The organism is Pseudomonas sp. K2I15, from assembly GCF_002204795.1.
Lineage (GTDB): Bacteria > Pseudomonadota > Gammaproteobacteria > Pseudomonadales > Pseudomonadaceae > Aquipseudomonas.
The window spans coordinates 1-12,954 of sequence record NZ_NIXO01000092.1 but is presented as its reverse complement, the minus strand read 5'-3'; the positions used below and the strand labels follow the sequence as shown (position 1 = coordinate 12,954).

The window sequence follows — 12,954 nt, the reverse complement described above, 5'->3', positions numbered from 1 at the left end:
GAAAACCGCGTAGCTGAAGGTGGTGCTGACCGCCTGATGGAAAACCGCGTAGCCGAAGGTGGTGCTGACCGCCTGATGGAAAACCGCGTAGCCGAAGGTGGTGCTGACCGCCTGATGGAAAACCGCGTAGCCGAAGGTGGTGCTGACCGCCTGATGGAAAACCGCGTAGCTGAAGGTGGTGCTGACCGCCTGATGGAAAACCGCGCATAACCCCAGTTGTTCGCGATTCACCCCCAGCCGGCCTGATCAGCCGGCTTTTTTTCGCCTGCAATTATTGAAGCTCACGATCCAGCCACACCACCGCCTTGCCAATCTGCTGCCTCGCTTCGATCCGCGCATGCACCTGCTGCACCTCTTCCAGGGTGTAATGCCCTTCGATATCCACCGTCAGCGAACCTTCGAGCATTGCCGCGAACACCGCATTGGCACGCCGCTGCACGGTCGGGCCGTCAGCCATGTGGTCGTTGAGCCGTGGGCGGGTCAGGAACAATGAGCCGGCTTCCCCCAACTCCATCGGGTCGAGGTCAGTAATCGAACCGGAGACATTGCCGTAATTGACGATCAACCCCCGCGTGCGGCAGGCCCTGAAACTCTCGCGCAAGGTGGCCTTGCCCACCGAATCGAACACCACGTCCACACCCAGCCCTTGCGTTGCCTCCAGTACCCGCTCGGCAAACCCGTCGTATTGCCACGCGTAATCGGCGCCGCGCCGGCGGGCAATCGCACATTTTTCGGCGCTGCTGCCAGTGGTGAACACCGTGGCACCAAGTCGACGGGCCATCTGCACCAGCAGTTGGCCGATACTGCCGGAAGCAGCGTGGATCAGGCAGCGGTTGCCCGCGTGCAACCGGGCGACATCTTCAATCAAGTAGTGGGCCGTGCAGCCCTGGAACATCGCCGCAGCCGCCTGATCGAAGCCGATCGCATTCGGAATTTGCGCGACCCGCGCGGCGGGCACGCTGGCGTACTCAGCAAACGCACCCCAGGAAATACACCACGCCACACGATCACCCGGCGCCAGATGGCTCACGCCCTCGCCCACTTCCACCACCACACCCGCACCTTCCATGCCCAGGGTGCACGGCAGCCGTACCGGGTAGGTCACCGACTTGGCGTACTTGCCCTGGCGGGTATGCACATCCATGAAATTGATCCCGGCGCAGGCGACCTTGATCAGCACATGGCCGGGCGTTACTTGGGGTTTTGGCACATCAAGGCGCAGCTGAACGACCTCAGGGCCGCCGTAGGTTTCAAGGGTCAAGGCTTTCATCGCAGGACAACTCCGTTTGCGGTGGGAATGCGCCATGGTAAAAGGCGCCACTCTGTACGAGAATTCCCCAACACCTCCCACCCTCCGTGCGGAAATAACCCGATGTTCGATTGGCAGGATCTGTATTTCTTCACCGTACTGGCGCGCACCCAGTCGCTGTCCGCGGCCGCCCGCGAACTGCAGGTGGAACACGCCACCGTTGGCCGGCGCGTCGATGCCCTGGAAAAAGCCCTCGGCGTAAAACTGGTGGATCGCCTGCCCCGTAGCCGCCCGCTCACGCAGGAAGGCCTGGCACTGGCGAAGCTGGCAGCAGGCATGGGCGACATGGCCACCGACGTGATGCGCCTGTCCCGCGTGGCCTTGATCGAAGTGGCGGGCACCGTACGGGTCAGTTGCCCGCCATCGATTGCCATCCACTGCATCGCGCCCCAGGTCGCGCAGTTCAGGGCGCAGTATCCCAAGCTGAATATCGTGTTGATGTCCTCGACGATGCTCGCAGCCCTGGACAAAGGCGAAGCCGACATTGCCCTGCGCACCGTGCGGCCCGACGAAGAAGCACTGGTGCGCCGCAAAGTCGGCGCCGTGCGCTTCGGGCTCTATGCCACGCCCGAGTTCAAACAGTTACCCGCTGAACAGTGGGCGTTCATTGCCTACGACACCACCCGCGACCATCTGCCCCAACAGGCATGGATGCATCAGGTGCGCGGCAACCGCGAGATTGCCTTTGCCGCCAGCGACCTGATCACCCAGCAAATGGCCGCCCGGGCCCAGGTGGGCGCGGTGGTATTGCCGACGCTGATGGGTGATCACGACCCGGCCTTGGTGAAGCTGGCAACGAATACCGAAGGCCCGGTTCGCGATATCTGGCTGACGGTGTATCCGGACATGCGCCGCTCGCCTTCGGTGAAGGTGGTGATGGAATTTTTGGTGAGTTGCATCGAGAGTGAGCCGCAGTTGCGGCGTTAACCCGGCACTATGCAGTCCGTCAGGGCCGCGCCAGGATTGGTTGTGCTGCGGGTCGGGACGTTGGATGAAAGCCCGACACCGCAGGCGTTGAGAAACACCCGGTAGACAACACCGCTTTGATTCACACAAACCCTGTGGCGAGGGAGCTTGCTCCCGTTGGGTTGCGCAGCAACCCCAAAAGCATTTACCGGCTATTCCTGAAAGACCACTGTGGCCTCCCCAACGGGAGCAAGCTCCCTCGCCACATTGGGCTCTCCATCGACCTTGAGGCTCAACACTTCTCCATTGCGCAATTGCCAGTCGAAAAAGTCTGAAAAATCATCGCGAACCAATGCCCGGATCGCCTTGGCCACTACCCCGTGGGCAACCAGCACCACCACCTGTTGCCCATGGCTCACCAGCAGCTCATTCAACCCAACCCGAATACGCTCGACAAACTGCGAGATTGACTCCCCATCAGTCGGCGCCAACGCCCATTGCCGGGTAATATTCTGCGCCCACAGTTCGGGATACCGCTGGGCCGCCTCCGCCTGGGTCAGCCCTTCAAACACACCCACACCGCGCTCACGAAACGCATCCAGCGTGCGCAATGCCAATCCATCATCCGCAAACACAATCGCCGCCGTTTGCTGAGCCCTGCGCAGCGGCGAGACCACAACGGCGTCGATCTGCACCGGCAACTTTGCCCGCAACGCCCGCGCCTGGAGCAGGCCGCGTTCGTTGAGATCAATATCCAGCGACCCCTGGTAACGCCCCTCGGCATTAGCCCGGGTCTCACCGTGGCGAACCACATATAACTGCACTACCAACTCTCCCCCAACCCCAACAAGCCCAATATCCGGCGGCGCAAATCCACCAGATACGGGTCATCGCGATGCCGCGGATAAGGCCGCTCAATGGTCAATTGCGCCTGAATCTTCGCAGGCCGATCACTGAACACTACCACCCGATTGGCCAACAGCAACGCCTCTTCCACATCGTGGGTAACCAACAGTGCGGTATAGCCCTGGCGTTGCCACAGGTCGATCAACTCCTTTTGCATGGTGATGCGCGTCAGTGAGTCGAGCTTGCCCAGTGGTTCATCCAGGATCAACAGTCGCGGCTGATTGACCAGCGCCCGGGCCAACGCCACCCGCTGCGCCATCCCGCCCGACAACTGGCGTGGGTAGGCCCGGGCGAACTGGCTGAGGCCGACTTTCTCAAGCGCCTCGTCCACCTTGGCCGAATGGGTCTTGAGCAGGCCCTGGGCCTCCAGGCCGACGGCAACGTTGTCCCACACTCGCCGCCACGGATACAAGGTCGGGTCCTGGAACACCACTACCCGGCTCGGGTCGGGACCGCCGATAGGCACGTCGTCCGCCAATAATGCGCCGCTGTCCGCCGGTTCAAGCCCGGCCACCAAGCGCAGCAACGTGGATTTGCCGCAGCCCGAGGGCCCCAGCAACGCGACAAATTCTCCCGGCGCGACGTCCAGCGATACCCGCTCCAGCACCGGCAGATGTTGCCCGTCCAGGGCGAAGCCGTGGCTCAGGTTCTCGATGCGCAACGCGAGCCCGGTGTTGGCTGAAATTGCCTTCGCCAGCGCTACCATTTCATTGCTCCTTTTTGCCAGGCCAGCAACCGGTCACGCACCAGGAACAGCCCGGAGATCAGCCCTGAACAGGCGAGTGCCATCAGCAGCAGCGCCGCGTACATATTGGCGTAGGCGGCCCACCCCTGGGCCCATTGCAAATACCAGCCGATACCGGATTTGACGCCCATCATTTCCGCCACCACCAAGGTCGAAAACGACGCACCCAGGCCCATGAACAAACCGACAAATACATGGGGCAAGGCCGCCGGGATCGCCACCTTGAAAATCAGGAAACCGTGTTTGGCACCCAAGGTGCGGGCCACGTCGTAATAGGCCTTGTCGACACTGGCCACGCCGGACCACGTCAACACCGTGACCGGGAACCAGGTTGCCAGCGCGATCAGGAAAACGCTGGCGCTCCAGCTGCTGGGGAACAGGAAAAAACACAGTGGCAGCAGTGCCGTCGAAGGCACCGGGCCGAGGATGCGCAGCACCGGGTGCAGCCAATAGCCAATGCTGCTGGACCAGCCGATGGCCACGCCAGCGACAAAGCCGGTAGCCGCGCCCAGTGCCACGCCAGAGCCAAGCAATAGCGCCGAGTGCAACAGGCTATCCGCCAGGCGCGCCCAGTCATCCACGTACACCGCCAACAACGCTTGGGGAGGCGCGAAGAACGGCACCGGCAGCAAGGCCAGCTTTGCGGTCAGCAGTTCCCAGACGCCCAGCAGAATCGGCAAGGCGATCAGCCACGGCGCGACACCGCGAATGCGCAGCCTGACCTTGGCAAAACGATGCCCCACGATGCTCAGGGCTACAAACACCACTGCCACCGCAAAGCACAGATTGGCCAGGCCTTGGGTCATCGGCCATAACCGCGTGGCGTTGGGCCAATAGCGGATCAGCAACGCCACCGCCACCCAGGCCGTCACCACGGCTGCGCCCTGCCACCACACTTTCAACGTCAGCGGCGGGCTCAGGGTTGTCGCCTCAACTGAAGACATCAGCGGTGATCTCCTTCGCAAACTCCACCGGGTCGGTGCCCTTGCTGATGACTTCCACGGTCTTCAGGTCGCTGACGTAGGTGGTGATTTCGGTGGTCAGCGCGGCGCCGACCGCATGGTGGCCGTGGGTGTGGTCGTGGAGGATGGCCTGGACTTCTTCGGTGGAGGTATTCAACGCGTAGGCCTGGAACCCCTTGGCCACTTCTTCCGGGTGCTGCACCGAATAATCGTGGGCCTCGAGAATCGCCTGGGTCAGCGCCGCGGCCACGCGTTTTTCGTCGCGCACCAACTTGCCGGTCACGCCGACCACGCAGCAACTCAGGTTGGCGTATTCCTCCACCAGGTTGGTGGATAACTCCTGGGCCTTGCCGGTCTTGATCAGGCGGTACATGAACGGGTCGCTGCCGCTCACGGCCTGCACCTCGCCACGCTCCAGCGCGGTGCCCAACAGGTCGGCCGGGTACAGCCGCCACTCGACATCGCGCACCGGGTCGACGCCGTGTTTTTTCAGCAGGATCGAGAAGAAATTTCGGTCAGGGCTGGCCATGTCGGTCACACCGATGGCCTTGCCTTTCAGGTCTTCAAGCGTGTGCACGTTGCCGTTGACCGCACTGAGCAAGCGCAGGCAACCGCCGTGGGTGCCGGCGGTGAGTTTGACGTCAAAGCCCTGCTCCAGCGCCTTCAGCCAACGCAGCGCCATACCCACGCCGGCGTCGGCCTTGCCGGTGGCGATGGCTTCGAGCAGCACTTCGGTGGAGTTGCCAAAGTTGACCAGCTCCACATCCAGGTTGTGCTTCTTGAAGAAGCCTTGGCCGTGGGCAATCACCACCGGCGCCAGGCACACAGCGTTGAGGTTGACCGCCAGTTTCAACGAGCGCGGCGTGTCCAGGCGGATAAAATCGCCGGTACCCGCCGGTTCACTCGGGGTGTTGTGCCCGGTATGCTCATCGGCGGCCAGGCCCAGGCGCGGCAGCGACATCAGCAACGGGCTGGCCAGGGCAACGCTGGCCATGCCCAGCAGGTGACGACGGGTCAAACGATCGAAAGTGGCCATGCACATATTCCTTTGTATTGGATGATCTTTTGTAGGAGCGCGCTTGCTCGCGAAGGTCGTTAGCGATGATGAGGTAAACCTGTATGAACGCGGCGCCCTTGAGTTTTTCGCGAGCCAGCTCGCTCCTACAGTTCCTCCTACAGTTCGGCCAGCCCCAGGTGCTCGCGCAGGGTGGAGCCTTCGTAGGCACGGCGGAACAAGCCCTTGCGTTGCAGATGGGGAATCACGCTCTCGACAAACTCACTGAACGAGCCCGGCAGATACGCCGGTGAGATCACGAACCCGTCGCAGCCGCCCTCCAGGAACAGCTCGGCCAATTGGTCGGCGATCTGCGCACCGGTGCCCACCAGTTGCGGCACCCGCACGCTGCTGGCGAAGATCCGCCCCAGTTGCTCAAGGGTGGTATCAGCGCCCTGCATCAGCAGTTTTTCAGCGGCGGCCGGGTGGATCAGCGGCGATTTGGCGATGTCTGCCAGGGTCGCTGACAGCGGGAATGACGACAGGTCGACGTTGAGCTGAGACGCCAGGGTCACCAGCCCCAACTCCGGCCGCGCCAGGGCGTTGTGCCGGTCGCGCTTGGCCCGGGCCTCGGCTTCGCTGCCGCCAATGAACGGCATCACCGCCGTCAGCACCTTGCAGCTGTCGGCATCGCGGCCCTGTTGCACCACCTGTGCGCGCACGTCATCGCGAAACGCGCGCATCGCATTCAAGTGCGGGTGAATGGTGAAGATTGCCTCGGCCCATTTGGCGCCAAAGCGCCGGCCACGCCCGGAGGACCCGGCCTGGATCAGCACCGGTCGGCCCTGGGGTGTGCGCGGAATATTCAGCGGGCCTTCGACCTTGAACCACTCGCCGCTGTGCTGCACTGACTGGATCTGCGACGGGTCGGCCAGCACCCCGCTTTCGCGGTCGAGCTTGAGGGCGTTCGGGCCCCAACTGCGCCAGAGTTTCAGCGCCACTTCGACGAACTCATCCGCGCGGTCGTAGCGCAGGTCGTGTTCCAGGTGCTTGTCCTTGCCGAACAGGCGCCCTTCGCTGTCGTTCATCGAGGTGACGATGTTCCAGGCCGCACGGCCCTTGGACAGGTGATCCAGGGTCGCGAATTCCCGGGCGATATGCGCCGGTTCGTAGTAGGTGGTGGAACGGGTCGCGCCGAGGCCCAGCTTGCGGGTCTGGCCCACCAGGTAGGAGAGGATCGGCAACGGGTCCAGGCGGGTGGCGTCCTGGGCGCCATACCGCAAGGCCAGGTCCCGGGAGCCGCCCATCTGGTCACCGACGGCCAGGCGGTCGGCGAAGAACAGGAAGTCGAACAGGCCTTCTTCCACCACGTTGGCGACTCGGGCGTAGTACTCGGGGTCCAGGTAATTGCCGATGGTTTTCGGGTGGCGCCACACCGCATGGCTGTGCACGACCGGCCCGCTCAGCAGGAACGCGGACAGGTGGATTTGCCGGCTCATGGCTTGGGCGTCCACACAGTGATGTCGGAAACCTTCAGCGGTTTGGGTGTCAGCTTGGCCGCGTAATAGGTGTCGGCGATCCGTTGCTGCTCAGCCAGTTTCGCGACGTTCACCGGGATGATGTCGTAGCTGCGGCGGCTGTTGGCGAGTTCCACCGTGGCCGGGTCGATATTGCCCCACAGCGGGCCGAGAATTTGTGCGGCTTCCTTGGGGTGAGCTTTGACCCACTGGCCAGTCTCGCGCAGGGTGTCGAAGGTAACCTGCAATACGTCGGGATGGGCGTTGGCAAACTTGGTGGTCGCCAGGTAGAAACGGTTGTAGTCCGCCAGCCCGTCGCTGCCATCAGCCAGCACTCGCACGTGATGATCCAGTTGCTGGGTGGCCAGGAACGGGTCCCAGATGACCCAGGCATCCACACTGCCATTGGCGAACGCCGCGCCGCCGTCCGGGGCTTCCAGGTAACGCGGGGTGATATCGGCGAGGGTCAGCCCAGCCTTCTTCAATGCCGAGATCAACAGGAAATTACTGCCGGAGCCCTTGGAGACTGCGACGGTCTTGCCTTTGAGTTCGGCGACGCTGTGAATCGGTGATGTGTCCTGGACGATGATCGCCTGGGCGCCGGGGGATGAATTCTCCTGCGCGTAGTAGGTCAGCGGCGCATCGGCAGCCTGGGTGAACAGCGCAAACGCATCGGCTACGTCGGCATGCAGATCGACGCTGCCAGCGTTCAGTGAGCTGAGCAGGCCGGTGCTGAATTCGTGCCAACTGACGGTAAAGCCCAAGGGTTTGAGGCGCTGTCCCAACTGGCCGTTCTGCTTGAGCAGGATCCACAAGGTCGATGAGCGCTGGTAGCTGATATCGAGGGTCTGCTCGGCATGGGCCGCCGCTGCGGCGAGCAGCAGACTGGCGGCGACAATGAGTTTCTTCAACGTCATGAAAGGCCTTGGCTTGGGAGGAATGGAGAACGCAGCGAGTGCCCGAGCGAGGCATGTGGCCTGGCATAAAAGCGAATTCGATTATATTAATGACGAGTGATTATGAAAGAACCATATAATTCTATGGTTATGCCCGTTTCACTGGCGCAGGCAAAAAGCGTCCTAAGCTAAGACCGAAAGAGTATTTATCGAATGGTTTTTAGAACCTTAAGCTTGAGAGAACTTTGCTTAAGGTCGAGCCCCTCATGCCCAACTTTTCACTACGTCGCCCCCTCGTCGCTGGTTTGGCGGTGCTGGCTTTTGCCGCTGCCATCACCGCACAGGCCCAGGAAACCGTGCGCATCGGTTACCAGAAATCCTCGACCCTGATCACCTTGCTGAAAACCCAGGGCACCCTGGAAAAAGCCCTCAAGGCCGACGGCATCGACGTCACCTGGCACGAGTTCCCCAGCGGCCTGCCGCTGCTGGAAGCGCTGAATGTGGGCAACGTCGACATCAGCGCCGATGTGGCCGACACCGTGCCGATCTTCGCCCAGGCCGCCCAGGCCAAGCTCACCTACTTCGCCCAGGAAGCGCCCTCGCCGCAAGCGCAGGCGATCGTGGTGCGCAAGGACTCGCCGATCCAGCAACTGGCGGATTTGAAAGGCAAGAAAATCGCCGTGACCAAGGCCGCCGGCACCCACTACCTATTGATCGCCGCCCTGAACAAGGCGGGCCTGGCATTCTCCGATATCGAGCCGGCGTACCTGACGCCCGCAGACGGTCGCGCCGCGTTCGAAAACAACAAGGTCGACGCCTGGGTCACCTGGGAACCCTTCCTCACCAGCGTGCAGCGCCAACTGCCCACCCGCACCCTCGCGGACGGCACCGGGCTTGCCAGCTACAAGCGTTACTACCTGACGGGCACGCCCTACGCCAAGGCGCATCCGGAGGTGTTGAAACTGGTTTACGAGCAATTGCACCAGGCTGGCGAGTGGGTGAAAAGTCACCCGCGTGATGCCGCGAAAGTGTTGGGCCCGTTGTGGGGCAACCTGGATGTGGAGACTGTCGAGGCCGCCAACGCTCATCGCAGTTATGAGGTGCAGCCGGTGACGCTGAATCAGTTGGGTGAGCAGCAGAAGATTGCGGATGCGTTCTTCAAGGCGGGGTTGTTGCCCAAGGCGGTGGATGCTCAGGATGTGCAGGTGTGGAAGCCTTGACGGTTCACTAGGCAAACGGCGCTATGGCTGGGCTGGGTACATATCCGTTGCTGCGGTAACGGCTTCTTATGGTTCCGCTCTTACAGCAGGTCACTTTTGGTAAACGCCCGGAATGCCGGCCCAGCCAAAAGTAACCAAAAGGTCTTCGCCCCACCACTCGGTGCCTCGCCTAGGCTCGGCATGCCGGAACGAAGGCCATTGTGGTTAACGGGGCCCGCAGATCAAAAACCGCACTTCTGTAGGAGCCGGCTTGCCAGCGAAAAACCTGAGAGCGCCGCGTTGAATCAGGATGCCAGCGTCATCGTTAACGACCTTCGCGAGCAAGCCCGCTCCCACATTCGACCGAGTTCTATCTTTGAAATGCGGTCGAATGTGGGAGCGGGCTTGCTCGCGAAGGCAGCAACACAATTAACCCGCAAAGCACCCAACCCGCCGCGCTCAAGCCTCCAACTTGGCGCTCTGCCTGACCTGCTCGATATACCGCCCCACCGCCGGCGCCTTTTCGAAACGCCGGTGGATCAGCGACAACCACGACGACGCCTCACTGCCCTCAATCGTGCGATACACCACGTTAGGCAACCCCACATGCCCCACCACCGACTCCGGCACCACCGCCACCCCCTGCCCCAGCGAAACCAATGCAATCACCGCCACCAACCCACCCGGCTGCGGCCCCAGGCGCGGCGCATAACCACCCTGCGCCGCCACCTGCAACGTGCCGCTGATTTGCTCGGGCAAGATGAAGGTCTCGTTTTGCAGATGCTCACAGCTGATCGCCTTTAATCCCAGCAACCAGGAATCCTGAGGCAGGGCCAGCACAAACCCCTCACTGCTCAACCGCACCGCCTCGACGCCGTCAGGCAAGGTCATGGGCGAGCGAATATAACCAATGTCGTAGCGCCCCTCGGCCACCAGCCCCGGCAACGCCGCCATGGGGCTCTCCCGCACATTGAGGCTCACATCCGGGCAATCCGCGCAGAACGACTGCACCTGGCGCTGCAACAGCCCCGAATACACCGCCGACGCCACATACCCCAATTCGATATGGCCGATCTCGCCTCGCCCGGCACGCTGGGCATTGCGCTGGGCAAATTCGAACTGCCGCACGGTGGCTTGCGCCTCGATCAGTAACGCCGCGCCCGCCTCGGTCAGGCTGACTTCGCGCTGACGGCGGATGAACAAGCGGGTGCCGAGGGTGTGTTCCATGTCCTGGATCTGCCGGCTCAGGGTCGGCGGCGCGATGCCCAGCTGTTCGGCGGCGCGGGTGAAATTGCGTTGCCGGGCAACGGCCAGGAAGTAGCGGAAATGCCGTATTTCCATCACAGGATTAGCTCAAAGGTAATGAAGTTCTCTATAGCACCTAACAACGGCGCCACTGACCGGGGATAAGCTCGCGGTACGCTTACAGTAGAGAGGCTTTCCCATGCTAGTCAAATCATTAGTCCTGGCACTCGCCGGTCTTTATACCCTACCTGCGGCATTTGCCGCAGAGCCACCCTCCAGTATTGCCCACAAAGCAATCCTGAATCTGGCGGTGGCCCAGCAGGTCGCCGCTACAGCCCGCCAGGTAGCCACCGACAAAGGCTGGCCTTGCGCGCTGGCGATCGTCGATGACGGCGGTTGGCCAATCCTGACGATCCGTATGGACGGTGCCCCGGTAGTCGCGGGTATCGAGTTGGCGCAGGGCAAGGCACGCACTTCGGCGCTGTTCAAACGGCCCTCCGCAGACCTGGAAAACGCCATCAACGGTGGACGCCAGGCAGCCATCACTGCGGGCCTGCTGATGATGAAAGGCGCCCAGCCCATCATCCTTGACGGCCAGGTCGTGGGCGCCATCGGCATCAGCGCCGACACCCCGGCCCATGACGACGAAATCGCCCTCGCGGCGGTCGGTTCGGTGCAACGATGAGCAACGTCAGCCCACGCCTCACGCTGTTGACCGCCTCCGGGGTCTGCTCGCTGATTGTGCTCGACACCAATATCGTCGCCGTCACCCTGCCGAGCATCGCCCGAGACCTGGGGGCGAATTTTGCCGATATCGAGTGGGTGGTCAGCGCTTATATGCTGGCATTCGCCGCGCTGTTGCTGCCGGCCGGGAGCATTGCCGACCGCTTCGGGCGCAAGAAAAGCCTGATCTGGGGCCTGAGCATTTTCATCCTCGCCTCCATGGGTTGCGGCGCGGCACCGAATGCGTTGTTCCTGGATATCGCCCGCGCCGTCAAAGGCGTCGGTGCGGCCTTGCTGCTGACCTCTGCGCTGGCGTCCATCGGCCACACCTTTCACGACGAAGTGGAACGCGCCAAGGCCTGGGCGTTCTGGGGCGCTTGCATGGGCGTGGCGATGACCGCCGCGCCGACCCTGGGCGGCTTGATTACTCAGTACCTGGGCTGGCGCTGGATTTTCTATCTCAATTTGCCCATCGGCCTGGGCTTGATGGCGCTGTCGCTGCATGCAATCCCGCATTCGCGTGACAGCCAATCAGCGCGGCTCGATCCCTGGGGCAGCCTGACCTTCAGCGCTAGCTTGCTGTGCTTGATCTGGGGTCTGATCGAAGCCAACCGCATCGGCTGGGACAACCCGCTGACTTACGCCCGGTTGCTCGGCGGCATCGCTTTGTTGGGGGTTTTTGTACTCGCCGAACGCCTGCAACAGCGGCCCATGGTGGACCTGCAACTGTTCAAGCAGCCACGCTTCATCGGCGCACTGCTGGGGATGTTCGCCTACGCCGGCTGCGCCCAGGTGATGATGACGCTGCTGCCGTTCTACCTGCAAAACGGCTTGGGGTTTTCCGCGATAGCCTCGGGGCTGGGCATGTTGCCGTTTGCCTTGACCATGTTGATCTGCCCGCGAATCGGTGCACGCCTGGCTGGTCGTTTTTCCCCGGCGACGATCATGGCGACGGGCCTGGCGTTGGTGGGTTGCGGCAACCTGCTGAGCGCCTGGTCGGTGAATGTCGGCGGCTACCTGCCGTTCGCCCTGGCGATCGCCGTCACAGGGGCCGGCGCAGGATTGCTCAATGGCGACACACAGAAGAACATCATGGCCTGTGTGCCACGGGACCGCGCCGGAATGGCGTCGGGCATGAGCACCACCATGCGCTTCAGCGCGATCATGCTGGCGATCGGGGTGTACGGCGCCTTGTTGAGCAGCCATAGCGAACAGTTGCTGCACACAAGCATCGGCCCGCAGTGGCAGGAACAGGTGTCGGGGATTGCTTCACGGGTGGTGGCAGGCGATATGCCGGCGGCGATGGCGTTGCTGCCTGAGTCGGCACGGGGGATGGTGCAGCCACTGGCCCGGCAGGCGTTTGTGGGCGGGTTCAGCGTGGTGTTGTGGGTGGCGGGACTGTTGGGGTTGCTGGGGGCGCTGGTGGTGGGATCGTTGATGCGCCATCCCATACCGGCGGTGCCGCAGGCTTCACTACCAACTCGGTGAGTTGACCACCACAAAACCATGTGGGAGCGGGCTTGCTCGCGAATGCGGAGTGTCAGTCAATACA

At 62.5% G+C, this 12,954-nt stretch carries 12 protein-coding genes and 1 pseudogene; 5 read left to right on the top strand and 8 right to left on the bottom strand.

Annotated features, from left to right (window positions below; all coding sequences use genetic code 11):
* A pseudogene (locus CEC48_RS29190) lies at positions 1-210 on the top strand (hypothetical protein); the annotation flags it as partial.
* A 61-nt stretch (positions 211-271) separates the two neighbouring features.
* On the opposite strand, the gene CEC48_RS29185 reads toward CEC48_RS29190, so the two are convergent.
* On the bottom strand, positions 272-1,270 hold the full coding sequence (locus tag CEC48_RS29185; protein ID WP_088426986.1) for a quinone oxidoreductase: 999 nt from the start codon (positions 1,268-1,270) through the stop codon (positions 272-274).
* Between the two features lie 102 nt (positions 1,271-1,372).
* On the opposite strand from CEC48_RS29185, the gene CEC48_RS29180 reads away from it, so the two are divergent.
* Positions 1,373-2,236, top strand: coding sequence for a LysR family transcriptional regulator (locus CEC48_RS29180; RefSeq protein ID WP_088426985.1), 864 nt, complete (start codon positions 1,373-1,375; stop codon positions 2,234-2,236).
* Between the two features lie 191 nt (positions 2,237-2,427).
* Here CEC48_RS29180 and CEC48_RS29175 read toward each other — a convergent pair whose 3' ends face one another.
* From CEC48_RS29175 to CEC48_RS29150, 6 genes are all read right to left on the bottom strand, one after another.
* Positions 2,428-3,039 (bottom strand): histidine phosphatase family protein, encoded by a 612-nt coding sequence (locus CEC48_RS29175; protein ID WP_088426984.1) that lies wholly within the window; start codon positions 3,037-3,039, stop codon positions 2,428-2,430.
* On the bottom strand, positions 3,039-3,827 hold the full coding sequence (locus tag CEC48_RS29170; RefSeq protein ID WP_088426983.1) for an ABC transporter ATP-binding protein: 789 nt from the start codon (positions 3,825-3,827) through the stop codon (positions 3,039-3,041). The genes CEC48_RS29175 and CEC48_RS29170 overlap by 1 nt, the downstream gene beginning before the upstream one ends.
* Positions 3,821-4,810 (bottom strand): ABC transporter permease, encoded by a 990-nt coding sequence (locus CEC48_RS29165; protein ID WP_088426982.1) that lies wholly within the window; start codon positions 4,808-4,810, stop codon positions 3,821-3,823. Before CEC48_RS29165 ends, CEC48_RS29170 begins: the two co-directional genes overlap by 7 nt.
* A complete protein-coding gene (locus CEC48_RS29160; protein ID WP_088426981.1) occupies positions 4,797-5,864 on the bottom strand; it encodes an ABC transporter substrate-binding protein in 1,068 nt (355 codons plus the stop codon). Before CEC48_RS29160 ends, CEC48_RS29165 begins: the two co-directional genes overlap by 14 nt.
* A 137-nt stretch (positions 5,865-6,001) precedes the next feature.
* Entirely contained in the window at positions 6,002-7,321 is a 1,320-nt protein-coding gene (locus CEC48_RS29155; protein WP_088426980.1) for an LLM class flavin-dependent oxidoreductase, read from the bottom strand.
* Positions 7,318-8,256, bottom strand: coding sequence for an aliphatic sulfonate ABC transporter substrate-binding protein (locus CEC48_RS29150; RefSeq protein WP_088426979.1), 939 nt, complete (start codon positions 8,254-8,256; stop codon positions 7,318-7,320). Before CEC48_RS29150 ends, CEC48_RS29155 begins: the two co-directional genes overlap by 4 nt.
* Before the next feature lie 245 nt (positions 8,257-8,501).
* Between CEC48_RS29150 and CEC48_RS29145 the strand changes: the two genes are divergently transcribed.
* Positions 8,502-9,455, top strand: coding sequence for an aliphatic sulfonate ABC transporter substrate-binding protein (locus CEC48_RS29145; protein WP_088426978.1), 954 nt, complete (start codon positions 8,502-8,504; stop codon positions 9,453-9,455).
* A 438-nt stretch (positions 9,456-9,893) separates the two neighbouring features.
* Here the strand turns inward: CEC48_RS29145 and CEC48_RS29140 are convergent, their stop codons facing one another.
* Positions 9,894-10,775 carry a LysR family transcriptional regulator gene (locus tag CEC48_RS29140; RefSeq protein WP_088426977.1) on the bottom strand — a complete coding sequence of 294 codons (882 nt, stop codon included), beginning with the start codon at positions 10,773-10,775 and terminating at the stop codon, positions 9,894-9,896.
* A gap of 103 nt (positions 10,776-10,878) precedes the next feature.
* Between CEC48_RS29140 and CEC48_RS29135 the strand changes: the two genes are divergently transcribed.
* Both CEC48_RS29135 and CEC48_RS29130 read left to right on the top strand, forming a co-directional pair.
* A complete protein-coding gene (locus CEC48_RS29135; protein ID WP_088426976.1) occupies positions 10,879-11,364 on the top strand; it encodes a heme-binding protein in 486 nt (161 codons plus the stop codon).
* Positions 11,361-12,890: an MFS transporter gene (locus tag CEC48_RS29130; protein WP_088426975.1), complete on the top strand. Its 1,530-nt coding sequence runs from the start codon at positions 11,361-11,363 to the stop codon at positions 12,888-12,890. The genes CEC48_RS29135 and CEC48_RS29130 overlap by 4 nt, the downstream gene beginning before the upstream one ends.
* Positions 12,891-12,954: the final 64 nt, after the last annotated feature.